General features: G+C 67.1%; 19 protein-coding genes and 1 tRNA gene. 9 read left to right on the forward strand and 11 right to left on the reverse strand.

The genetic code is table 11. The features are described 5' to 3' along the window. Positions 1–225: 225 nt before the first annotated feature. Complete coding sequence (locus L593_RS11500; RefSeq protein WP_049894093.1) at positions 226–2076, forward strand: PAS domain-containing protein; 1851 nt, start codon at positions 226–228, stop codon at positions 2074–2076. A gap of 39 nt (positions 2077–2115) precedes the next feature. Here the strand turns inward: L593_RS11500 and L593_RS11505 are convergent, their stop codons facing one another. From L593_RS11505 to purL, 3 genes are all read right to left on the reverse strand, one after another. After that, positions 2116–2886: a class I SAM-dependent methyltransferase gene (locus L593_RS11505; protein WP_020447141.1), complete on the reverse strand. Its 771-nt coding sequence runs from the start codon at positions 2884–2886 to the stop codon at positions 2116–2118. Positions 2887–2976: 90 nt separating this feature from the next. Beyond that, positions 2977–3546, reverse strand: coding sequence for a HalX domain-containing protein (locus L593_RS11510; protein WP_020447142.1), 570 nt, complete (start codon positions 3544–3546; stop codon positions 2977–2979). A gap of 116 nt (positions 3547–3662) precedes the next feature. Continuing rightward, positions 3663–5918: a phosphoribosylformylglycinamidine synthase subunit PurL gene (gene purL / locus L593_RS11515; protein ID WP_020447143.1), complete on the reverse strand. Its 2256-nt coding sequence runs from the start codon at positions 5916–5918 to the stop codon at positions 3663–3665. Between the two features lie 600 nt (positions 5919–6518). On the opposite strand from purL, the gene L593_RS11520 reads away from it, so the two are divergent. From L593_RS11520 to L593_RS11530, 3 genes are all read left to right on the forward strand, one after another. Continuing rightward, a complete protein-coding gene (locus tag L593_RS11520) occupies positions 6519–7373 on the forward strand; it encodes an NAD(P)-dependent oxidoreductase (RefSeq protein ID WP_020447144.1) in 855 nt (284 codons plus the stop codon). Between the two features lie 144 nt (positions 7374–7517). Beyond that, on the forward strand, positions 7518–8201 hold the full coding sequence (locus L593_RS11525) for a PHP domain-containing protein (RefSeq protein ID WP_020447145.1): 684 nt from the start codon (positions 7518–7520) through the stop codon (positions 8199–8201). Between the two features lie 6 nt (positions 8202–8207). Continuing rightward, positions 8208–9404, forward strand: coding sequence for an asparagine synthase C-terminal domain-containing protein (locus L593_RS11530; protein ID WP_020447146.1), 1197 nt, complete (start codon positions 8208–8210; stop codon positions 9402–9404). A 108-nt stretch (positions 9405–9512) separates the two neighbouring features. On the opposite strand, the gene L593_RS11535 is transcribed toward L593_RS11530, so the two are convergent. The 4 genes from L593_RS11535 to cyaB form a co-directional block, all read right to left on the reverse strand. Then, positions 9513–10406 (reverse strand): DnaJ domain-containing protein, encoded by an 894-nt coding sequence (locus L593_RS11535; RefSeq protein ID WP_020447147.1) that lies wholly within the window; start codon positions 10404–10406, stop codon positions 9513–9515. Between the two features lie 106 nt (positions 10407–10512). Further along, entirely contained in the window at positions 10513–11718 is a 1206-nt protein-coding gene (locus tag L593_RS11540) for a methionine adenosyltransferase (RefSeq protein WP_020447148.1), read from the reverse strand. Between the two features lie 100 nt (positions 11719–11818). After that, positions 11819–12367, reverse strand: coding sequence for an NUDIX domain-containing protein (locus L593_RS11545; protein ID WP_020447149.1), 549 nt, complete (start codon positions 12365–12367; stop codon positions 11819–11821). A gap of 84 nt (positions 12368–12451) precedes the next feature. Next, complete coding sequence (gene cyaB, locus L593_RS11550; protein ID WP_020447150.1) at positions 12452–13045, reverse strand: class IV adenylate cyclase; 594 nt, start codon at positions 13043–13045, stop codon at positions 12452–12454. 122 nt (positions 13046–13167) lie between these two features. Here cyaB and L593_RS11555 point away from each other — a divergent pair, with 122 nt between their 5' ends. Beyond that, positions 13168–13764 (forward strand): hypothetical protein, encoded by a 597-nt coding sequence (locus tag L593_RS11555; protein WP_020447151.1) that lies wholly within the window; start codon positions 13168–13170, stop codon positions 13762–13764. A 139-nt stretch (positions 13765–13903) separates the two neighbouring features. Here the strand turns inward: L593_RS11555 and L593_RS11560 are convergent, their stop codons facing one another. Both L593_RS11560 and L593_RS11565 read right to left on the reverse strand, forming a co-directional pair. Then, positions 13904–15865, reverse strand: coding sequence for a PAS domain S-box protein (locus tag L593_RS11560; RefSeq protein WP_049894095.1), 1962 nt, complete (start codon positions 15863–15865; stop codon positions 13904–13906). Between the two features lie 178 nt (positions 15866–16043). After that, entirely contained in the window at positions 16044–18707 is a 2664-nt protein-coding gene (locus L593_RS11565; protein ID WP_020447153.1) for a PAS domain S-box protein, read from the reverse strand. A 247-nt stretch (positions 18708–18954) separates the two neighbouring features. Between L593_RS11565 and L593_RS11570 the strand changes: the two genes are divergently transcribed. The 3 genes from L593_RS11570 to L593_RS11580 all read left to right on the forward strand — a co-directional run bounded on the left by L593_RS11570 (position 18955) and on the right by L593_RS11580 (position 21104). Next, positions 18955–19287, forward strand: coding sequence for a hypothetical protein (locus L593_RS11570; protein WP_020447154.1), 333 nt, complete (start codon positions 18955–18957; stop codon positions 19285–19287). A 257-nt stretch (positions 19288–19544) separates the two neighbouring features. After that, positions 19545–20594: an LLM class flavin-dependent oxidoreductase gene (locus tag L593_RS11575; RefSeq protein WP_020447155.1), complete on the forward strand. Its 1050-nt coding sequence runs from the start codon at positions 19545–19547 to the stop codon at positions 20592–20594. A gap of 237 nt (positions 20595–20831) precedes the next feature. Continuing rightward, complete coding sequence (locus L593_RS11580) at positions 20832–21104, forward strand: HalOD1 output domain-containing protein (RefSeq protein ID WP_049894469.1); 273 nt, start codon at positions 20832–20834, stop codon at positions 21102–21104. Positions 21105–21555: 451 nt separating this feature from the next. On the opposite strand, the gene L593_RS11585 is transcribed toward L593_RS11580, so the two are convergent. Both L593_RS11585 and L593_RS11590 read right to left on the reverse strand, forming a co-directional pair. Further along, positions 21556–21626, reverse strand: a tRNA-Gly gene (locus tag L593_RS11585). 65 nt (positions 21627–21691) lie between these two features. Then, positions 21692–22105: an archease gene (locus tag L593_RS11590; RefSeq protein WP_020447157.1), complete on the reverse strand. Its 414-nt coding sequence runs from the start codon at positions 22103–22105 to the stop codon at positions 21692–21694. A 233-nt stretch (positions 22106–22338) separates the two neighbouring features. Between L593_RS11590 and gpmI the strand changes: the two genes are divergently transcribed. Continuing rightward, positions 22339–23901 carry a 2,3-bisphosphoglycerate-independent phosphoglycerate mutase gene (gene gpmI / locus L593_RS11595; RefSeq protein ID WP_020447158.1) on the forward strand — a complete coding sequence of 521 codons (1563 nt, stop codon included), beginning with the start codon at positions 22339–22341 and terminating at the stop codon, positions 23899–23901. The last annotated feature ends 188 nt before the right edge of the window (positions 23902–24089 follow it).

Genomic DNA, 24089 nt, shown 5'->3' on the forward strand with positions numbered 1-24089 from the left:
ATGGGTTCCGAGCCGTCGGCAATGGGGAGTTTCCGGTCACTCGCACGAGCGAGGCCCGCCAGCGATGGCGAACCAGTTCGGCTGATTGCTTTCGACGATTGCCGATAGTAATACAGCATCGCTGCACCGCCGTCCCCCTCTTTTCACTGCCGATCTGGGTGGGACGGCCACCGGACGTAAGTAGGGGGTGCCCCAATTCCAGCACAACCCAGCGGTATCGCCACCATGCCAGAGCACCCGCCCGCCCGCTCCTCGCGCGTCTCTTCGCTCCTCGATCGCATGACCGAGGGCTTTCTCGCGATCGACGACCAGTGGCGGGTCGTCGAGTGCAACGGCCACGCCGCCGCGTTGCTCGGGAGCGAGCGCGTGGACCTGCTCGGGGCGGAACTGTGGTCGGTGGCGCCAGACGTCGTCGAGACGACCTTCGCCGACCACTGGCAGCGCGCGATGGCAGAGCGGGAGTCGATCGCTTTCGAGTCGTTCTGGCCCCATACCGAGACCTCCTATCGCGTCCGGGTCTACCCGACGGACGACGGCGGCATCGAGGTGTACCTCCGTGACGTGGACGCCCGACTCCCCGACAGGGACGGTCCGCGCCACGCGACCGTCGTCGAAGCGGTGACCGACGGCGTCGTCGCGTTCGACGCCGAGGATCGCGTGGCGCTCGTCAACGACGCGATCACCGGACTGCTCGACGCGAGCCGGACGACCTTGCTCGGGACGAGTCTGGACGCGCTCTCGACGGCGACCAAGCTCACCGACGCCGACGTCCAGGCGCTCCGCTCGGGAATCGAGCACGTCCGGACGAGCGACGTGGACGATCACAGCCTGCAGCTCTCCCTGCCCGACACCGAGGGTCGCCCCGGCGTCGTCGAGGTCCGGCTCTCGCCACTGCCCGGAAACGACGATCGGGTCGCTGCCGTCATCCGGGACGTGACCGAACGGCGCGATCACGAGCGGATCGTCCGCTCGCTCCACGCCGCTACGCGAGAGCTATTCCGCGCGGAGGACACGATCGGCGCCTGTGCGGCCGCCGTTCACACCGGGGCGGACCTGCTCGACCTCCAGATCAGCGGCATCTGGTTGCTCGACGAAGAACGCAACCGGCTCGAACCCGTCGCGGCCACCGCAGGCGCCCACGACGTCGTCGGTGGGCTGCCCGTCTTCGGCGACGGCGAAGGGCACGCCTGGACGGCCTACCAGCGTGACGAGGTGATGTCGTTCGACGACGTGACCACGACGGCGGACCTCTACAACCCCGACACGCCGATCCGGAGCGAGCTGATCGTCCCGATTGGGAATCATGGCCTCCTCATGGCCGGCGACACGGAGATCGGCCAGTTCGACGACACCGACGTCGAACTCGCCGAGATCCTCGCGGCCAACACCGAGGCAGTCCTCGATCGGCTGCAGCGCGAGCAGCTCCTCGAGGAGCGAGCGACCGAACTCGAACGCCAGAACGAGCGGCTCGCGTCGCTCGAAGGCGTCCTCTCCGGGCCGATCAGTGCGACGCTCGACGAGGTCGAGGAGACGTTCGACTCCGGCACGATCGAGGAGGCCCGCGACGCCGTGGATCGCGGCCGCCGACTCGTCGACGTCGCCGGGACGTACGCGAGCCGCCCGGACGCCACGAGCGCCCGCACCGGGCTCACGCTCGGTGAAACGCTAGAGACGGCCGTCCACGAGACGGAACGTCAGTCCCCGACCGTCGTCGTCAGCCACGACGGCACCCTCCGGGCCGACCACGATCACCTGCTCGAACTGTTCAGGGCGCTCGTTCGGAACGCGACGGAACGCGACGCCAGCGCGATCAGCCTGGGCGTCCTCCAGGCGACGAGTTCGCGGGTTCGCCGCCTCTCGGGCTTCTACGTGGAGGACGACGGCGACGTGATCCCCCGACGGGTCCGCGATCCGCCCTTCGACCCGTACGCCGGCGACGTGACGGTCGGCCTCGAACTCGAACTCGCGCGCCTGCTCGCGCGGGATCACGGCTGGGAGTTGACCGCCGATCCGACACAGCACGGGATGCGCTTCGAGATCACCGACGTGACGACGCTCTCGCCGACGAAGGAGTGACTGCTGACTGTCGACGTTCTCCGATCCCGAGCCGATCGCTCACGCCGGCCGTGCGTCCACGATCAGCGTCGTCGGCAGCTTCGCCATCAGGTCGGCGGTGAACTCGCCCCACGGCCCGTCCTCGTACGCCTCGGGGGCGTCGGTGCCCGGTTCGCGGAGCTGCTCCACCGCGAAGTTCGCTGCACGGAGATCGGCGAAGACGTCGCTGATCCGGTGTCGGTAGGTCACCATCGGCGTCTCCATCCCCTCGACGTCCTCGACCTGCCTCGGCTCGCCGAAGTAGCTCTCGACGACCTCGTGGGTTTCCGGGTCGACCAGGTCGTACGTCGGATGCGGCATCGAGAAGACGAACCGGCCGTCGGGCCGAAGGACGCGACGTGCCTCCTCGAAGCACGCACGGAGGTCGTCGACCCACTGGAAGACCCAGGCGTCGCACGCCACGTCGAAACTGTCGTGTTCTAGCATCGACAGGTCGCGGACATCGCCCTCGACGAACTCGATGGATTCCGCGACGTCGTGTTCGGTGGCCAGTTCACGGGCGTGCTCGAGTTCCGAAGGCGAGACGTCGATTCCGGTACCGTCGGCGCCCCGCTTCGCGAGCGCGACGGTGCACTGGCCGCCGCCACAGCCGAGTTCGACGACCTCTGCACCGTCGACGTCGGGCAGGAGATCGAGGTCGGCTGGTCCGTGCTCGCCGGTCCGTGGAACGTGGGTGCCCAGGCCCATCCAGTTGAGTTCGACCGGCAGATCCAGCTCTCGCTGGAAGTCGTCGGCGGTCGCCTCCCACCAGGCGCGGGCTTCCTCGGTCATGGCCGTCGCTTCCGAAGGATTCGGCATATCTCTTCTGTCGGAGTGGCAACGGGTCGCGAGGGCCGTTGCCGGGTGATTGCTCGACGCGCTTCAGGAGAGGTCTTCGAGCACTTGGCGATACGATTCGTTTTCGGAGAGCTGGAGCAGTGCCTCGTCGCTCTCCTCGCGGATGACGGCGAGGCGGTCGACGAGTCGGGCGTATTCCTCGCTGGCGCGCAGTTCCGGTTCGGTCTTCTCCGAGTCGAGTAGCGCCTTCTTCGAGGCGAGCGCGAAGAACTGCTGGATCCGGTCGTCGTACTCGCCGCGGAGGAGCAACTGCTCGACGGTGTCGACGAGGTCCTCCCGCGAGACCGGCTTCACGAGGTAGTCGTCGAACCCCATTTCGACGATGTCGAAGTCGGGCTCGACCGCGGTGACCATCGCGACCTTGGACTCGATCCCCCGTTCCCCGATGGCGTCGAGCACCTCGTCGCCGGAGAGGCCGGGCATCCGCCGGTCGAGCAGGACGACGTCGACCGTCTCGTCGATCGCTTCGACCGCCTCGTCGCCGTCGTAGGCCGTCCTGACGGCGCAGTGATCGCCGAGCCAGGCGCTATAGAGGTCGGCCAGATCCGATTCGTCCTCCACGATGAGCACGACGGGCTGGCGCGCGCCGGTCACGAGCGATCACCGAGGGACCAATACATTGTGCGATTACACGAAGGCCCGATATTTTAACCCGTCGCCCGTCTCGATTGGGTCCTCCGGTGGGATCGCACCACCGGAAGACGGGAGGCTTAGTCCAGCGCGCGGTCGATCGTCGACCGCTGGCCGGCAATCTCGTCGGCTGCGAGGACGATCTCGTGGTCGCCGGCGGCGATCCGGAGCCGGCCGTCGTCGCTGCCCGCGCCGATCCGGCTGACGGGTGCGATGCCGTCGAATGCTGCCTCGACCGCCGCCGGATCGGTCGTCTGGACGAGCGCGCGGCCCGCGGCCTCGGAGAACAGTTCGCCCGCGGGATCCTCGCCGGGAAGCGCGACGTCGAGACCGGCGTCCTCGGTCACCATCTCCGCGAGGGTGACGGCGAGGCCGCCGTGGGAGACGTCGTGGACCGCGAGGGTCGCGTCCTGACGAGCCACCTCGGCGATCGCCGTGACGGTCGCCGACGGATCGTCGGGCACGGCGGGGAAGCGATCGGTGCCGCCGACCTGCGCGAGGTACTCCGAGCCGCCGAGGTCCTGCCCTGCGTCGGACTGCTCGATCGCGTCTCCGTCCTCGTCGAGTGCGGGACCGCCGACGAGCAGGAGTTTGCCCTCCGATTCGGCGGCGATGCCGGGGGTATCGTACCCCTTGCGCGTGCCGACCATCGCGAGCGTCGGCGTCGGCGGGATCGGGCCGGCCACGGAGTCGTTGTACAGCGAGACGTTGCCGCCGACGACCGGCGAATCGAGCGCTGCGCAGCCGTCGGCGAGGCCGTCGACGATCGCACCGAAGCCGCCGTAGACGTCGGGCTTCTCGGGATTCCCGCCGTTGAGGCAGTTGACCGCCGCGAGCGGAGTCGCACCCGTCGTCGCGAGGTTCGTCGCGTTCTCGACGGCGACTGCGCGGGCACCCTCGTAGGGATTCGCGTCGGTCCAGTTGGGGGCGGCGCCCGCGGAGATGGCGAGTCCGACGCCCTGTCCGCTCGCGTCGCCGTCCTCGTGGATGCCGGCGGCCTCTCGGATCGTCATCAGAGCCGCGTCGTCGCCGGGCTTGACCGCGGTCCGGGTACCGACCTCGTGATCGTACTGCCGGTAGACCCACTCCTTGCTCGCGGTGTTCGGGCTCGCGAGCACGGCCTCGAACGCGTCCTGGAGGTCGACGCCCTCGGGCCGGTCGCGGGGCTGGGATTCGGGCTCCTCCATCGGGAAGTCGTTGAACGGCGCGCCGTCGCCGAGGAACTCCGCGTCGGCGTCGACGACCGTCTCGCCGTCGAAGGTGCAGACGTAGTTGCCCTCGGTGACCTCGCCGATGACCGAGCAGCCGAGGTCGTAGCGATCGGCGACTGCCTCGACGCGCTCGACGTTCTCCGGCGTGACCTCGTAGCACATCCGCTCCTGGCTCTCCGCGAGCAGGATCTCCATCGCGTTCATATTTGGCTCGCGCTGCTGGACTTGCTCGAGATCGATCTCCGCGCCGAGGCCACCCTGTGCGGCCATCTCGCTGGAGGCACCGCCGAGTCCCGCGGCGCCGAGGTCACGTGCGGCCTCGATCAGGTCCTCGTCGACGAGCTGCTCGTTGCACTCGATGAGAAGCTTCTCCGTGTAGGGGTCCCCGACCTGGACCGCGGGGCGGTCCTCCGTCTCCGCGTCCTCGTCTAAGTCCTCGCTCGCGAACGACGCACCGCCGAGGCCGTCCCGGCCCGTCGAGTTCCCGACGAGCACGAGTTTGTTCCCTGGTTCGTTGACTGCCGCGCGGACGAGGCGGTCCTCGCTCGTCAGGCCGACGCAGGCCACGTTCACGAGCGGGTTGCCCTCGTAGTCCGGGTGGAAGTCGACGCTCCCGCCGACGGTCGGAACGCCGATCGCGTTGCCGTAGTCGGCGATGCCCTCGACGACGCCCTCGAAGAGGTAGCGGGAGTGCTCGCGATCGAAGTCCCCGAAGTACAGCGAGTCCGTGAGCGCGATTGGGTACGCGCCCATCGAGAGCGTGTCGCGGACGATCCCACCGACGCCGGTCGCGGCGCCGTCGTAGGGATCGACGTAGCTCGGGTGGTTGTGGCTCTCGATGCCGAGCGTGACGTAGACGTCGCCGTTGGGCGCGTCGGAGAGGTCACCGGCTGCATCCGCTACTTCTTCAGCCAGCGGATCGGGCAGCGCGACGACAGCCGCGTCGTCACCCGGCCCGACGACGATCCGCTCGCCCTCGGAGTCGAAGGCTCCGAGCAGCGGGCGCGAGGAGCGGTAGGCGCAGTGCTCGCTCCAGAGGTTCTCGAACAGCGCGGCCTCCGCGCGAGTGGGCTCCCGACCCAGTTCGTCGACGACGAGTTCCCGGTCTGCCTCGGCGAGGGGCATTCTTGGGCGGAAGTTGCCGTAGACCGAATAAATGGCTTCCCATGTGCGAGGCGGCTAGGAACGATTGCTGTGATGGCGCGGTGAGAGAATGGGGGCTATAAGATGTGCTCCGAAAGCCCCCGAACGCTCGACATTCCGGGGCTTGCTGCGGTCCTCAGTCGCTTCGCTCCCTGCGGTCCTTGCATCGCCCGGGAACGATCGACCGCCCGGCCCCTTTCGAAGTCCCACCCACCGCACCTCGTGCCTCCCCAACCTCCTGCGCTGCTCGGGCTCGCTCCGCTCACCGCTGCGCTGCTCGTCCCTCGCACGCTACGCGACGGCTTCGCCGCCGCGAAACGCGCGCCACTGCACCTTCGCCGGGTATCGACCACCTCGAAAAGCTATACGGGTGGGACTCCGGAAGGGGCCGACCGCTCGTCGCAGGTAACGACGGAAGCACTGCAGCGAAGGAGCGTAGCGACTGAGCGAAGCGCGCAGCGAGTTAGCTTCGACGAGCGGGAGGGGGCTTCCGAAGGCGGCTATAATCAAATCTCCACCATTCACCGGCGAATTCGGAGGGGGAACCGGGAACTATCAACGCCGGAGCCGAACCGTCGAATCATGAACGTCCTGATCACGGGAGCGCACGGAACGGTCGGCACAGCAATAACGAACCATCTCGAACACGACGACCGCTTCGAGTTCACGCTGCTCGACGTCGCGGAGCCCGACGGCGTCTACGACGGCGAGCCGCCAGGCGAAGTCGTCACTGCGGACGTCACCGATTACGACGACATCCGACCCCACTTCGACGGCCAGGACGCCGTCGTCCACTTGGCGCTGATCCCCGGAACCGGCGGCGCGGGCTCTCGCGAGATCCCGTGGAACCAGGCCCAGACGGACAATCTCGAGGCACTGCACAACGTCGCGAAAGCGGCCGAGGACGCAAACGTCGACTCCTTCCTGTTCGCCTCCTCGAATCACGCCGTCGGGCTGGTCGAGGTCACCAACCAGCCCGAGGTCTACCACGACCAGGGAATCGTCGCGGGCCACGACGAACCGCACCGCCCGGACTCCCGGTACGGACTCACCAAGAGCTACGGCGAGGACCTCGGGCGCTTCCTCGCGGAGGTCCACGACGTCAGCTTCTACGGGCTCCGGATCGGCGCAGTCCGCGATCCCGCCTACGACCATCCCTTCGGCGACGCCGAGCGCGGCGTCGATGAGGGTCGCTGGGAGCGTGGCAGTGAGGACTACGACGAGATGGTCGCGCGCATGAAGGGGCTCTGGCAGTCCCGCCGGGACATCGCCCAACTCGTCGAGTGCTGTCTGGTCGACGACTCCGTCGAGTGGGACCACTTCTACGGCGTCAGCGCGAACGAGCGACGCTGGCTCGACGACCTCGAGTACGCGAAGGAAACGATCGGCTACGAGCCGGCGGACGAGGGCGAGGAGTGGGACGCGCCGCCGGAGTGAGACGCGTTTCGTCGGGGCGAGATCTGGGGACCTCCGACGAGCCGAAACCATCGACGCTGCCGCCCGATCCCTGGTAACGAACGCCTACGGCCCAGCCCCTCGCGTTCCGATCCCCTTTTGGCGACAGCACGCCAACGACGACCTGTGCTGTCGTGCGAGCTCCACACGCACTCGAAGCTGTCTCACGACGGGCGTGACCCCGTCGACCTCCTCGTCGAGCAGGCCGACGCGGTCGGCCTCGACGCGCTCGCCGTCACCGACCACGACGAGATCGAGGCCAGCCTGGAGGCAGCGGAGCTCGCGGAGGAACGCGGTATGGTCGGCATCCCCGGCATCGAGGTGACGAGCCGGGCCGGCCACATTCTGGGCCTCGGCGTCGACGAGCAGATCCAGCCGGGGCTCCCCTACGAGAACACGCTGAACCTGATTCGGGACGCCGGCGGGATCGCGGTGATCCCACATCCCTTCCAGGAGGCCCGCCACGGCGTCATGGCGAACATCACGCTCGACCAGCTCGCGATGGCCGACGCGATCGAGGTCTACAACTCTCGACTGCTCACCGGGCGCGCGAACCGGCAGGCGAAGCGGTTCGCCCAGGAGAACGGGCTGCCGATGGTCGCCGGGAGCGACGCCCACATCAGCGAGATGGTCGGGCAGGCCCGCACGCTGATCGACGCGACCGAGCGCTCCGTGCCCTCGATTCTCGACGCCATTCGCGCTGGCGGCACCGAGATCGACGGCAAGCGAACGCCCTGGCGAATCAGCTTCCGCCAGCTCGCTGGCGGCGTCTCTCGGCGCATCCAGCGCCGGCTGGCGTTCTTCGGGTGATCGCGGATGGGAGGAGCGCCCGACGACGAGTACTCGAAGCCTCCCGCCGAGGAGACGCTACGCGCGGACGATCCAGCAGCGGTCGAGCTCGCGGTCCGGCAGGGCGACCCGCTCTCGGGCGCCAACGGCTTCGCCGGCCTCGTCGACCTCGGCTCCCCGGGATCCGACGGGGACCGTGCGCTCGTCCGGGACGTGCTCGGCCGCGAGCCGCTGTACATCGAAGCGGACGCGCCGACAGACGGCATCCCGGCGGACGACGCCTGGGCGTTCGACCCGACGGCGCTCGACGATCCGGTGCTGTTCCCGGCCGGTGCGATCCAGGACGAGGCGGGCCGACGGGACCGACTCCGCCTCCCCACGAACTCCGGCGTCGGCGACGTCGGCGGCTCCGCGGCGGCGGTCCCTGGGTCCGCGGTCGACGAACTCCGCGACGCGATCGACGCAGCGCTCGGCGCCCTCGACGACGCGACGCCGGTCGCCTTCTCCGGCGGCGTCGACTCGGGCCTCGTCGCGACCGGGACCGACGGACCGCTGTTCGTCGCCGGCTTCCCGGAGAGCCACGACCTCGAGGCCGCCCGCGACGCTGCCGCGGCGATGGACCGCGAGCTACGGGAGGTGCGACTCACCCACGACGCGATCGAGCGGGCCGTTCACGCGGTCGCGGAGGCCACCGGCCGTACGAATCCGATGGACGTCTCGATCGCGATCCCGCTGTACCTCGTCGCCGAACGGGTCGCGGCGGACGGCCACGAGACGCTCGCGGTCGGACAGGGCGCCGACGAACTGTTCGGCGGCTACGCCAAGGTCGCGAAGGCTCCCGAGGACGACCGGGTAGAGGCCGACAGCGTCGCCGGCGCACGCGACGAACTACTCGGGACGCTCCCCGAGCAGCTTCCCCGTGACGTCCTCGCGATTCGCGCGGCTGGCGTCGAGCCGATCGCACCGCTGCTCGACGATCGGGTCGTCCGCGCCGCCCTCGCGCTCCCGGAGGCACTGTTGGTTCGCGACGAGGAGCGGAAGGTCGCTCTCCGACGGGTCGCGACTGACCGGCTCCCGGAATCGGTCGCCATTCGCGACAAGAAGGCGCTTCAGTACGGCAGTCTGGTCTCGCGAGAACTCGATCGACTCGCGCGCCAGCACGGGTTCAAACGGCGGATGGACGACCACGTCGGCCAGTACGTCCGGGACCTGGTCGAGGAGTAGACTGGTGGCGTCGACCCGGGCGGTTGCGTCCGTCGCTACGGGCGATGCCGACCATGCGGAAGCGTTCGTCGAGGCTGGCGACGGAGTTGGAAGCGTCGATCCCGCTGCTCAGTCGTCTCGAAGGCGCTCGTAGGCCTGCTGGACGAGCATGAACTCGGAACGACTGCCGTCGGAGCGATCGGGGTGGACCTCCTTGACCTGTTCGAGGTACGCTTGCCGAACGTCGTCGCTGGAGGCGCTGCCTTCGAGCCCGAGCGCCTCGTAGGCCTGGGCGCGACGGAGTTCGACGTCGCTGACGATCCCCTGTTCGATGCCGTCGTCCTTGCAGTCCGGGCAGAACCGCTCGGTACGGCCGTCGACGGTCGTCACGCGGTAGAGTTCGATCGAGTAGAGGCCGCCACACTGGTCGCAGGCGGTTTGCGTCGTCGCGGGCTTGCCGGTCGCACCGTCGGTGACGGCCTCACCGGTTGCCGCGGATCCGCAGGCGTCAGTTCCCGTCTTGCCGTTCGATCCTGTCCTGGCATCCGATCCCGCACTTGCGGACGCGTCGCCAGTGGCACCAGGATCGTGCGCGGTGCTGGGTCCACCACTGCCGGTGGCCCTTTTCGAGCGACCCGTTTCCGAGCCGGCTCCCGCCGACGCGTCGTCGGGCGTCGAGCCTGCTTCGTTCGCCGTGGTGTCCTCCGGGGTCTCGCTCCCGTCGGCCTCGGAGCGCCCGTCTGCGTCGCCGGGCCGTTCGCCCGCGGAGACGTCCGTACGGCAGTTCGAACAGAGGATCATGTCGGTCCCGTCGGGGAGCGCCGTCCGCGAGAGATCCGTCGCCGTCACTGTCTCGCCACAGCCCTCGCAGTCGACGGTCGAGCGCGCTGCGAGCTCCTCGGCGTGGTAGCGACACTCCGGACAGACGGTCATCGGGCCGCTGGGCAGGATCACTTCCGCGAGCTGCTGTACCGGCCCCTCCCGGTCGCAGGCGTCGCAGATTGCCGTCCCGGCGGCGGTCATACGTTGGGAAGTGGTCGCCTCCCTACTAAATTCCTTTCGCGGCGCCGTCGGCGGTTCCAGGCGGACGCCTCCCGACGACCAGCGGCCCGACCCGCCGTCGACGGTCTCAGAACGTCGAGAGCTCGCCCTCGATGACGCGCTCTGTGATCGAGGTGACGTCGGCGAGGTGCTCGTCGACGATATCGACGACGTCGGCCTCGATGTCTTCGACGGCGACGTCTTCCTCGGTCACGACGTGGACGTCCGCGACGTGTGGCTGGTCGATCGGTCGGCCGATCTGGGAGAGGAGTCGGACGCGGAGGTCGCGGATCCCGCCGACCTCCGCGACGACGTCCTCTGCGATCTCCGTCGAGAGGAGGTTGTAGATCTTCCCGATGTGGTTGACCGGGTTCTTGCCGGAGGAGGCCTCCATCGACATGGAGCGGTTGGGCGTGATGAGGCCGCTCGCGCGGTTTCCACGGCCGACGGAGCCGTCGTCGCCCTGCTCGGCGCTCGTTCCCGTGACGGTGAGGTAGACGGACTCCTCCTCGTAGTCGTCGGCGGTGTTTACGTACACGTCGACGGAGCGGTCGGTGATCTCGTCGGCGACGGATTCGACGAAGGAGCGGACGCCGCGGACGGCCTCGTCGTACTCGTCGAGGTTGCCGACGTACTCGTCGACGATCGCTGCGGCGACGGTCACGTCGATGTGGTCCCCCTCGCGCTTGCCCATGATCTTCACGTCGGGGCCGAGTTCGGGATTGGTGTCGGCGTACTCCGTGTTGAGGCGGTGCTCGGCCTCGTAGACGATACGCTCGGTTTCAGTGAGCGGCGCGTGGCCGACGCCGAAACTGGTGTCGTTGGCCATCGGGACGGAGGCGCCGTCCTCGCCGAAGACCTCTTGCAGGTCGCCGCTGCCTTCGCCCAGTTTGACGTCGACGACGATGTCCGAGCCGAGCGTGAGTTCGGGGATGGTCTCGGAGAGGTACTCACGGGCGGCTTCCAGGGCGATCCGTTCGGTCGGGATCTTGGTGCCCTGGTACTCCTTCGTCGCACGCCCGACGATCAGCATGTAGATCGGGGACTGGACCTCGCCGCCTCCGTAGGCGGGTGCGGCCTCGCCCGCCACGAGCTGGGTCTCGTCGGTGTTGAAGTGCAGGACGGTGCCGACGCGATCGAGGTACGCCTGTGCGAGCGCCTCCGAGACGTGCTCGGCGACCCCGTCGCAGATAGAGTCCGGGTGGCCGATGCCCTTTCGCTCGACGATCTCCACCTCCTGGTCCTCGACCGCGTCGCGATCGATCGCTTCGACGCGGATGTTCCGATCGGTCATTGCACTGCCATTCCGCATCCCTTCGCCTATAGCTTGCGATAGTGGCGACGATGGACGGCGGTTCCGAGATTTCGCCGGCGGAGTGCCGAGCGTGGCGGGCTCACTCGCTCTCGACCAGTGCGGACTCGACGGTCTCGTGGAGCCAGGCGAGGCTGTCCGATCCGAACCGCCGTCTGTGGACGTCGGTGAACCGTGCCTCGGCATCGGCGAACTCCACGGGGCTCCAGAAGCGGGCGTCCGTCGCGTCGCTGCCCGCCTCGACGGTACCCGTGGTCGCGGCCCGGCGGGCCGCGAAGGTGACGTTCGCGTGGTGTTTCCCCTCGACGGGTTCGACCGCGTTGTTCGTCACGTAGGCGAGGTCGGACGGAGCCACGGAGAGCCCGGTTTCTTCGGCCAGCTCTCGGATCGCTCCTTCGGCTGGTGATTCGCCCGATTCCAGCACGCCGCTCGGGAGCTTCCACTCGTTCTCGTACCGGAAGTCCTCGACGAGCAGCAACCGATCGCCATCGACTACTGCCACGCTTCCGCCCGGCGTCGGGTTGTAGAAGACGTAATCCTCACAGCGCCCACAGTAATGAGACGTCGGGGGTTCGACCTCGTCGAGCTCGCTCCCGCAGTACGGGCAGTACTCGGGCGGGAAGTTCGACATCGTCGGGTGATCGTGAGGGATTCACGTAGTTCTGCCGTCGAATCGACCGTGAGGATTCATCGATCGCTGCGGCTCGACGGACGGTCAGGAATCGTCGGCGAGCAACAGCCCGAGATACGATGTCCGGATCTGTTCGCCGGGATCGCATCCGAGGCGCTCCAGCACGGCAAGCGCCTCCTTACGGGGACCGTCGATCGCGTCGACGCCGTCGGTCGCCTCGATTTCCGTCTCGACTTCGACGAATTCGCCGAGCCCGGCGACAGCGTCCAGTGAGACGATGAACTCGCCGACGGCGTACCGTTCCCGTTGCTTCTCGACGGTCGCTGCCGGCTCGAAGCCGAGACGGTCGAGTGCTCCCTCCATCGCTTCGCCGTCGAGGACCTCCGTCTCGAGTTCCTCGCGGCTCTTCGATTCGGCCTCGAGGAGTGGACCCTTGTAGGTGAGTTCCGTGGTCCACCCGCCGTCTCCGTCCGGCTGCCCTTCGTCAGCCGCGGAGCCACTGTGCAGGCGTCGCTCCCGGCGGAGTCGCAGGGCCTCGTCGGTCTCGGCGAAATCGCGGTGGGGTGCGTCGAAGTACGTATCGACCTGCTCGACAGTCCCGAGCGCCTCGGCGTCGTCGGGAAGTCGCTCGCGGACGACGTCGTGCTCCGCAGCGACCTTCACCTCCACCTCGTACATGGGAAGCACCGGGGTCCCCGGGCGAATAAGGGTGTCTTTCCACGGCACGACGAACCATACCGCCGACTGCGGTTCGGTACCGTCCGGCTACTAATTCGGGGCCGGTGCCTCGGGTTCGGAAAATGGCAGACGACAAGCGGGGCCGAGAGGCACAGGCGCGACAGGCCGATCGCAGACAGCGTGACAGGGAGCTTCGCGAAGCCCTCGCACGCGCGGACGAACCGGAGCCACCGGAACCGGAACCGTTCGTCGAAGCCGACCTCGACGAAGAAATCAAGACTGCCGACTACCCCATGACGGAACGCGAACTCGTCGCGGCACACGGAACCCGGACGGTCGAGACGTCGTCCGGGGAGGAGCCCCTCGAAAACGTCCTCTTGCCGACGCCGGGGACCTACACGTCGCCCCGGAGCGTCGAACGACGCATCGGACGTCCGACGGTCGCGTCGGCGATGCGGCGTATCGACGCGGCGAGCAAAGCGGCTGGCGTCGAGCGCATGGAGTCCAGGCGCTCGGCCTACGAGCACACCCTCCACGAACTCGCGGAGATCGACGCCGACGACGATGACGAGGGAATCGAAGTGGTGACGGACTGGATCGTCGAGCAGGTCGAGGAGACGGGGTCGCTCCCGTCGTCGCGGCGTGTCCGCCACCGCGCCGCTACCTTCTGTCGGTCGAACGGCTATCCGGTGCCGGTCGACTCGTGGCTTGGGGCCTGAGCGCCGGAACCGGCGACTGGCGTTGGACTCTGGCACCGACTACACTGCAGGAAACGGCCCGATCGCCTCGTCGCAGTGAGCGAGCGACGCGCGAAAGAGCGAGCGGGTGAGAGAGAAGAGAGAGAGCGTGGACCGAGATTCACTCGGCGACCCTGACGTCGCTCACTTCGAAGCGTGCGCCTCCGTCGCTCCCATCGAGAACCTCGATCTGCCAGTCGTGGGCTTCGACGATCTCCGCGACGATGCTCAGCCCGAAGCCCGTCCCCTCCTCGGACGTCGAGTAGCCGAAGTCGAACAGGTGTTCGCGCTCCTCGAGCCGGATCCCGGGCCCATCGTCCTCGATAAAGAAGCCGTCTGAATCGTCGAGTTCGCCGACAGTGACGGTCACCGACGGCCCGGCGTGTTCGACCGCATTCCGGAAGCAGTTCTCGAACAGCTGGCGCAGGCGGGTGTCCTCGGCACGTATCCGCAGGTCGATATCGGTCTCGAGAGACGCGTCCGCCGTTTCGACGGCCGCCCAGCAATCGTCGACGAGGGTTGCGAGGTGGACCGGCGACAGCTCCGTCGGCGTTTCACCGTGGCGGGCAAGCGCGAGCAGGTCGTCGATCAACGACTGCATCCGGTCGTGAGAGCGTTCGACTGCGTCGAGGTGTTCGGCGACAGCTGCCCAGTCGTCGCCAATCCGCTGGTCACCCGTCCGCTGCTCGGCCTCGATCGCATCACGGGCGAGTTCGAGCCGACCGTCTGCGACCGACAGCGGGTTCCGGAGGTCGTGGGAGACGACGCTTGCGAACTCGTCGAGGCGATCGTTCTGTCGCTCGAGCTCGCGCTGCCGTTCGCGGAGTTCGGTCTGCTGTTCGAGCCGATCGATCGTGGCGAGCATCGAGGAGACTAGTAACTCGGCGTGCCGTCTGTCCTGTTCGTCGAAGGCGCCACGGCTGGTCGCGACCGCCTGGAAGATTCCCCAGTCGGCGACCGGCACCGTCAGGGCCGCCCGAATCTCGTCGTTGGTCGGCTCGCCCTGGTCGGAATCCTGCGCGTTTTGGACGACGCTCGCTTCTTTCGTCTGGTAGACGTGGCCCGCGACCCCTTCGTCGACCCCGAAGGGCCTGTCGCCGAGTTCGAGCGGCGCGCCATCTGAGATGGCCTGGATCTCGAACATCTCCTCGTCGTCCTCGGCTGGTGCGGCCAGCGTGCACCAGTCGAACCCGAGGATCGTGACGGCGGCGTCGATCATGACGTCGTAGCACTCCTCCGCCGAGTCCGCCACGTAGAGGCGGTTGGCGGCCTCGTGGAGCCCTTCCAGGTTCTCCCGGTGGCGCTCCAGTTGCCACTCGCGCTCCTTGCGCTCCGTCACGTCCTGAAAGAGCGACACCATGGTGACCACGTCGCCGGCCTCGTCGGTGATCACGCGGTTGTGCCACTCACAGACGATCACCGTCCCGTCCGCTCGGCGGTTCTCGTTCACGTTGTGATAGCCGCCCTCGTCTCGGAGCACGGCCTCCGTCACTTCGCTGACCTCCCTCTCCTGTGATTCCGGGACGATCCTGGTCCACGATTCACCGAGGAGCGCCGACTCATCGTACCCGAGAATCTCCTCGGCCGCGTCGTTGAGCCGTTCGAACTCGAAGGCTTCGTTCCACTCGACGACGCCGAGTGGCGACTGCTCGAAGAGGAGGTCGAGCCGTCGTCGACTCGACTCGAGTTCCCGCATCGAGCGATACTGCTCCACGCTATTGGCGATCCGATTCGCCAGCACCGTGTACTGGCTCGTGCCGGTTTCCTTCTGGAGGTAGTCGGTGACGCCAGCGGAAATCGCCTCGCTCGCGACTTCCTCGCTGCCCTTGCCAGTGAACAGCAAGAACGGTAGCTCTGGATAGTCCTCGCGAACCGCCTCGAGGAACGCCACCCCGTCGGTCCCCGGCATATCGTAGTCGCTGACGATGCAGTCGACGTCGTCGTCGAGCAGTTCGAGCCCCTCACTCGCGCCCGTGGCGGTCTCGACGACGAACCGATCGTCTTCGCGCTCGAGGAACGTCGCAGCGAGCTCCACGAGGCCGACCTCGTCGTCGACGTGGAGGATTCGCACCGGGCCACGCATTGGTAGCAACTTACATGCCACAACAATAGCGTTGGTGGTACACCCGGTGCCGATTCGCTGTGCTGAACGGGCCGACGATCGACCGCGGAAGATCGCCCGGGGTCGTCAGTAGCGACCGGATCGTCGGCTCGCATCCGACCGGTTCCGCCGCTACCCGTCTGGAGCGACCGCGCTTTCCTCACTCCATCGACCCGTCGAGCGCAGCGTCGATGAGTTTTCGTTCTGCCTTCCGGAGATGCTGGTGGAACGTCGCCGGCGTGACGTCCAGCGTCTCGGCGATCTCTTGACCCGAATTCCGCCGCGGACGCTCGAAGTAGCCCATCGCGTGGGCTGCTTCGAGAGCGGCCTGCTGGCGCTCGGTGAGCGTGCCTTCGACGGTCCGGTCGAATCGGGCGGATCCGTGGTCGGGCCGACCGATCTGTCGCCGCGAGAGCATCTTCGCCGCTGGATATCGGTCCTGGATGACGTCGATGATCTCCCGCACTTCGCCCCCCGGAGCCATCTGGACGCGGAAGTGCATGTCGTCGTCCTCGATATGGAACTCCTCGACGATGCCACCTCGCGATGCGATCGGGGCCAGCACCGGTGATTCGGTAAGTCGGATCTGGACGCGCCGCTCGTCGCCGTGGTCGTCGAACACGTCGACTCCGTCCCAGTGGGGCAACGTCGCGACGAGCGCTTCGAGCAGTTCGACGCCGGGGTCGTCCGCAGTGCCGAAGAGGAGGAACTGGCTGTCTCCGATCGAGACCGTCCGATCGAGCGCGAAGTGCCCACGGTCTGGCCCACCGAGCTCGAGCTTCGACGATACGTCGGACAGTCGGAACTCGAGTTCCACGACCTCGTCACTCATCAACGCCCGCTTGCGCTCGAGCGCGGCGATGGCGTGGCCGAGCACCGTACCGAGCTGTTCGATCACGTCGCGTTCTTCTCCCTCGAACGCACTGGGGCGGTCGGTGTAGACGTTCAGAACGCCGTACATCGACTCCTCGTGCACGATCGGGACGGCAGCAGAGGATCGGAACCCGTGGGAATCGAGGACGTCTTCCCACGGCTCGAACCGGGACTCGGCCTGTGCGTCCCGGGAGGTCTGGACCGACTCGGTGAGGAACGCCTGTCCGGCCGGGCCCTGGCTATGAGGGTCGTCGGGATCGACCGAGATCGTGACGCCGTCGAGGTATCCCTCGACGCCTGCCTCCGTCCGGAGGGAGACGGTCTGGGAGCCGACGTCGACGTCGCCGATCCAGGCGAACTGGTACGAGTCCGACGCAGCCAGTCCCTCACACACCGTCTCCTCCATCTCCGCTCGCGTCGACTGCTCGATGGCGTCGGTCGTAATCTGCCGGACGACGGCGTTCAGGTCGTCGAGAGCCTCGAGGCGTTCGCGACGGCGCTGGAGTTTCCGTTCGCGCTCGACCCGCTCCGTCACGTCCCGCACGACGCCGACGCGTTCCGTCGGCGATTCGGCACCGTCCCCATTGGGCGTCGCCTCGTCAGGGAGCACCGCGAAGGTCGCCTCCGCGCGGATCCGCTCGCCGTCCGCCCGCACGAGGTCGGCCTCGAATCTGGCGCTATCGCGGTCGCCCTCGACGAGTTCCCGCTCGTACTCCCGGGCCCGCTCGATGGTGGCCTCGTCGGCGACCATCGAGACGGGCGCACCGAGCAGTTCCTCGCGGTCGTAGCCGGTCATCTCGGCGTACTCGTCGTTGACCATCGTGAACTCGCCATTGCTCGTGACGTAGATGCCCTCGTCGACCGTCTCGACGATGGCCTCGTGTCGCTCGAGTTCCTGCTCGCGCTGCCTGCGTTCGGTGACGTCCCGGAGGTAGATGGAAAGCCCGCTGGCGGAAGGGTAGGTTCTGACCTCGATCCAGTGATCGAGCAGATCGCAGTAACAGACGAACTCCAGGGACTCACCGCGGGCTGCGGTCTCCTCGATCCGCGATCGGTGCTGTTCGTCGGCGAGGTCGGGGAGCAGATCCCAGACCGGCGCCCCGACCGCGTCGCCGACCGTCGTCTCGAGCAGTTCGGTCGCGCTGTCGTTGACGTAGGAGACGTCGAACTCCTGGTCGAGCGCGAGGAAGGCGTCGTCCACGCGCTCGAAGACCTCGTCGAGTTCGGACTCGAGGTCGTCGCGCTGCTGGCGTAGCCGCTCTTCGAACGTCCGCCGCTCGGTCATGTCTCGCGTCACCTTCGCGTAGCCCGCGAGGTCGCCCTCGTCGTAGAGTGCAGTGATCGTGACGGACGCCCAGAATCGAGAGCCGTCCTTCCGGACGCGCCATCCCTCGTCCTCGATCCACCCCTCGCGTGCGGCGGCCTCGAGGTTGTTCTGGGGAACGGCCTCCGCGAGGTCGTCGTCGGTGTAGAACGTCTCGAAGGACCGCCCGACGATCTCGTCCCGTTCGTAGCCCTTGATGCTCTCCGCACCTGCGTTCCAGGTCGTCACCACCCCGTCGGGGTCGAGGTGGAAGATCGCGTACTCCTCGACTGCGTCGACGAGCGCCTCGAACGATCGAGCGGTGTCGCCCATCGCCCCGGTCGAATCGGCGGCCACTCGTTCGCGTCCGTCTCCAGCGTTCCCCGACCCTGGGTCGTGCTCGCCCACCTCGGAAGCGTCGCCACCAGCAGGGTCCCTCGGCAACCACCAAACCCGACCGCGGGCGCCGACCTCCTTCGTCTCGATGTACTCGCGCTCGGCGAGTCGGTCGAGACGGTCGTACGTGCTCCGGCGGCCCATCTCCAGCCGATCGGCGACCTCGCTCGTGGTCAGTGGCTCGCCGTCGGTGTGCCCCTCGAAGACCGCGAGCGTCTCCTCCAGAGCGTCGGTTAGCGCGCTGGTCGACATCGATACGAGTATATCGGTCACGAAGATTAAAGCCTCCGTCAACGGAGCCTCTGACGGAAAGCAGGTGGTAGCCACCCGAAAACCGGATCGCATGGAAGCATCGGTACCCGTTACGATCCGATACCCGATGTGTGCTATCTCGCTGGTGGTCCCAGATTAGCGCCGCCTCATATTTCACAGCCAGTGCTTACCCCCGTATGGGTCTTCGAAGGAAGTACGCTTCCGGCGGGGCCGGAAGCACCAACCAATGTCTCGGACCTCACCCACCAAATCGGAGTCCTCGAACGCCGTACAGGACCTCGATCGCTTCTACAGAGCGCTCGCCGACGGACGACGACGCACTGCGATCGACGTGCTGAAACAGCGCACCTCTCTGGACCTCGACGCGCTCGCGAACGAGATCGTCGATCGAGAGTCGGACGTCGCCGACCCGACGTCGGTCAAGATCACGCTCGTCCACCAGCACCTCCCGCTCCTCGCGGAAGCGGGCATCGTGCACTACGACGAGGACGCTGGCGACGTGATGCTCCGACAGTCGATCGTGGATCTCCTCCCACCCGCCGGTCTCCCTGCCCAGTAGGCCCTCCCCACTCGTCCAGCGACGACAGAACGCCCTGAACTGGTGACGCTCGGCCCTCCCACGACGATCCCCAGCCGCCGTCACGAACGCCACTGCGGCCGCGAAATCGCTGCTTCTCCGCCGATAGCCGGTCGGATAGGTTGGTAACCGGGACGACCAGCGAATCGTCACTATCCCATCCGCTCCGTGCAGACCGTCGTCGAACCAAATTGTCGTGTAACCGAATACTCATATCGGTGCCCGCTGCTAGTGCGGTCGTGCAGTCTCGTATCGAATTCGGGGTTCATCTCAACAGTCACGGGGAGGATATTGATACGTGTATTCGGGAAGCGAAAACCGTCGAGCGCAGCGGATTCGACCTGCTCTCGCTCCCCGACCACCTGTTCTCGGACGCACAACCCGACTGGGAAGTGTGGACGATGCTCGGAGTCCTGGCGGCCGAAACTGACGAGATCGACCTGATGCCAGGCGTGGCCGACTCCGTTCGTCGCCACCCGACGCACGTCGCGCACGCCACGGTCACGCTCGATCAGGCGACGCACGGCCGAGCGAGAATCGGGATGGGAGCGGGGGAAGCGTTCAACTTCCGCGGGATCGAGGACTTCGACTGGTCGAAGCCGTTCACCAGGTTCAAAGAGCACGTCGAAGTCATGCTCCGCCTCTGGGAGTCGACCGAGGACGACCGCGTCGACTACGACGGCGAGTACTTCCAGCTCGACGACGCGTATCTCGGCTTTCGCTCCTCGCAAGAACCCCACCCGCCGCTCATCCACGGTGGGTACGGGCCGAAGATGCGGCGGTTCCTCGGCGAAGTAGCAGACGGGTGGCTCCCGTGGATCCACACGCCGGAGAAGTACGAGGAAGACCTCGACCTCATCTTCGAATCGGCCAGGGAGAGCGGACGTGATCCGAGCGACATCCGCTGTTCGCTCATGATCCCGAGCGCCATCTCCGAAACGAATCCAGCGAAAGTCGAGCAGGACCTGGTCGATAAGCGGGCGTCGAACCTCGTGCTTCGCCCGCCGCTGCTCGAGTCGCTCGGCTACCCCGACCTCGCCGAGGAGGCGCCGATCATGTGGCAGATGGACCACGGCGAGGAGAAAACGGCGGCCATCGAGGACATCGTGGATCAGGTGGCGTACGAAGACATCCTGGAAATCTTCATCGCTGGCACGCCGGAGTCGGCCATCGAACAGATCGAGCGATTCGTCGACGCGGGCGTGGACGAACTCGTCATCATTCCGGAGGGCGATTTCACGGAGACGATCGAGCACTATCGCGAAACGATCATTCCGCATTTCTCGTAGAACGGTTCGTCGGATCGACGCGGGCCTGGGGCACCGAGGAACTGCCGAAGGATTCGTCGTCGGCTGCGCCGTCCTCTCGGCAGCACGCGACCGCGATCCGTCTCGCAGGATGAACATATCAGGAGGTAGTTACGTGTCGCTGGATCTGGTGACGAGACCCTCTCGCACGACTGCTCGCTTCCCGCTGGCACTGGAATGGCTCTGCCTAACAAAGTGTTCGAGATCGATACCGAACGTATGGACAGCGATACCGACGACCAGATCGTCCATCGAGGACTCGATACCGACGTGGAGGAGCCCGCAGTCCGGATCTCGGAGCACGTCGGCGACCTCGAAGACAGGGATCCGACCTCACTCGCGACCATGCACGACTGCGTCGACGGCGTCCTCGATCACATCTTCTCGACGCCACCGTCGCCCGAGGCCCAGATCGAGATCACGTTCAGCTACGAGGGCTATCGTATCACCGTCGAACAGAACGGGCACGCGCGCTTCGTCGACCTCGACTGAGCTACTTCTTCCCGACCGGAGTCGAGGATCGCGCGGGTGCAGTCGCTGCTGGCGGTGCTCGCCAGAAGGTCGGCGAACGACTGGAAGGAGTGCGCCAGGAGACTCTCTTCGTTCGTCTCCTGAACCCTGGCTCGCATGCGCTCGCCAGGACGCCGACCGGGACTGAGCAAATCCGTCGGATTTGCGAGGGTCGGTCGGCAAACGACTGGAAGGAGTGTGCCTGGAGACTCACTTCGTTCGTCTCCTGAACCCTGGCTCGCATGCGCTCGCCAGGACGCCGACCGGGAATTGAACCATTGCCAGCGGTTCCTGCTCGGGCCCCTGGCCCTGCGCGGGCTGCCACTGGCAGGATTCAAATCCCGGCGGGCGCAGTCGCTCCTCACGTTCGTTCACCGAAGCGGCTCCGCCGCTTCGAGCCGTGTCTCACGCTGTTCGACACGACGCCGCGACATGCGCCGACCGGGATTTGAACCCGGGCCATGAGCTTGGAAGGCTCAGGTCCTCCCACTAGACCACCGGCGCTCACTCACAGATTTTGTGGTCCGGGATAAGGGCCTTACTCTTCGCGGCCAGCATCGAAGGGTCGTTCACACGTCGAAGACGACGTACGCCCGCCACCCGTCGGCGGTCTCCTCCAGCGCGAGGTCGGAGTAGGTCACCGCCTTGATCTCTCGGGCCTCGACGTCGTCGAACGGGATCCCACGAGCGCTCGCATCGACCGCCCACCGGTCGCCGTCCTCGGTGACGGTCGCGTCGTTCTCGACCGGGAGCACCGAGCGCACGTCCCGCTCGTAGATCAACTGGTCGAGGTAGTCGAAGAGGAGCGCTTCCCGGCTCTCGGCCTCGACGGAAAGCTGGAAGCGGTCGCCGCCGGTCTCCGGGATGGAGTCGCACATGGTCGACGCGAGGCCGTCAGCGACCGCGGCGAAGACGCCGTCGAGCGTCTGGGCCTCGGCCTCGACCGCGACGTCGGCGGTGTGCTCCCGGAGCCAGTAAGGCATGGCTTTCGGTTCGGCGTCGACGCTCTTGGTTCGGTCGATCGCTCGCGACTGGAGCGGTGGCTATTCGATGCTTCGCTGCCGCGGATCGGCCGGAGCGCCCGACAACTGTTCTGCCTTCGAGCGACGGGGACAAAACCGCCGGCAAGCGGGCCGATACCATCTGATGCCATTCAATGCCATCACCGAACAAGCGACACGTAGTTACCGCGGGCGGCCGCAGTTCGACGTAGACCATGCAGGCGGCGCTGATCATCCTCGACGGCTGGGGCCTGGGCGACCACGACCGGCGCGACGCCGTGAAGGCAGCGAACACGCCGGTCTTCGATCGCGTCGCCGAACAGGGCGCCTACGGCACGCTGAACGTCTCCGGACGCGACGTCGGCCTTCCCGAGGGCCAGATGGGCAACAGCGAGGTCGGCCACCTGAACATCGGCGCCGGCCGGGTCGTCAAGCAGCCGTTCACGAAGATCAACGACGCCATCGCTGCGGGCGAACTCGACGACAACAACGCGCTCCTCGGGGCCATTGACGGCGCACGCGACCGAGGTGGCCGGGTGCACTTCATGGGCCTCGTCAGCGACGGCGGCGTCCACTCCTCCCAGCAACACCTCCACGCGCTGATCGACCTCGCCGCCGAACGGGGCGCTACGGCCGTCACGCACGCCTTCACCGACGGCCGGGACACCGACCCTGATTCCGGCGCGGGCTACGTCGAGGAACTCGAAGCCCACGTCGCCGAGGCGGGCACCGGCGACGTCGCCACGCTCGAGGGTCGGTACTGGGCGATGGATCGCGACACGAACTGGGAGCGAACCAAGAAAGCCTACGACGCGATCGTGGCTCGGGAGGCCGAGTACGAGGCCGAGAGCGGGCTCGACGCCGTCAGCCAGGCCTACGATCGCGACGAGACGGACGAGTTCATCGAGCCGACGCTGATCGAGGGCCAGCCCGCTCTCGAGGACGGCGACGCGGTCGTCTTCTTCAACTTCCGGCCGGATCGCGCCCGCCAGCTCGTCCGGATGCTCACGAACACGGAGCCCGACTGGGAGTACGACCTCGACCCGCCCGAGATCGACCTCGCCACGCTCACGGAGTACGACGAGACCTTCGACTTCCCCGTGGCCTTCCCGCCGGACGAGCCCGAAGCTACCCTCGGGAGCACCCTCGCCGACAACGGCCGCACGCAGCTTCGCACCGCCGAATCCGAGAAGTATCCCCACGTCACCTACTTCCTCAACGGCGGTCGCGAGGTCGCCTACGAGGGCGAGCTACGGAACATCGTCGAGTCGCCGGACGTGCCGACCTACGACCGCCAGCCCGAGATGAGCGCCGCGGGAGTCACCGACCAGGCAATCGAGATCGTCGACGCCGAGGACCCCGACGTGCTGGTCCTCAACTACGCGAACCCGGACATGGTCGGTCACACGGGCGATTTCGGCGCGGCCATCGCCGCCGTGGAGACCGTCGACGAGCAACTCGGCCGCCTGCTCGGGATGCTCGAGGACCACGGTGCACACGTCCTGATCACGGCCGATCACGGGAACGCCGACGACATGGGGACCGAAGACGACCCGCACACGGCCCACACCACGAATCCGGTGCCGTTCGTCTCTGTAGCGCCCTCGCCGGCCGATCCCGACGCCGACGTGGGCGATCCAGCCGCGGTCGACCGCACCGGTGGCTTCCGGGTCCGGGACGGTGGACGACTCGCAGACATCACGCCGACCATCCTCGCGTTGCTCGGGATCGATCAGCCGCCGGTGATGACCGGCGAGTCGCTGCTGGTCGGTCGGTGAGCCAGTCACTGCTTCTGGGTCGGTGAGCCAGCCGCTACCGGTTGCTCGGTGAGCGAGTCACATCGCGGGGGATCACAGTCGGACCCATCGAGTCCGACCGATCATGTCGTTCCGTTCCGCTGTAAGACTGTACGCGTTACGGCAATTCACGAATTCATGTCAGGGAATTAAGCCCGGAGCGCTTTACT

The sequence above is a fragment of the Salinarchaeum sp. Harcht-Bsk1 genome (assembly GCF_000403645.1).
Taxonomy (GTDB): Archaea; Halobacteriota; Halobacteria; order Halobacteriales; family Salinarchaeaceae; genus Salinarchaeum.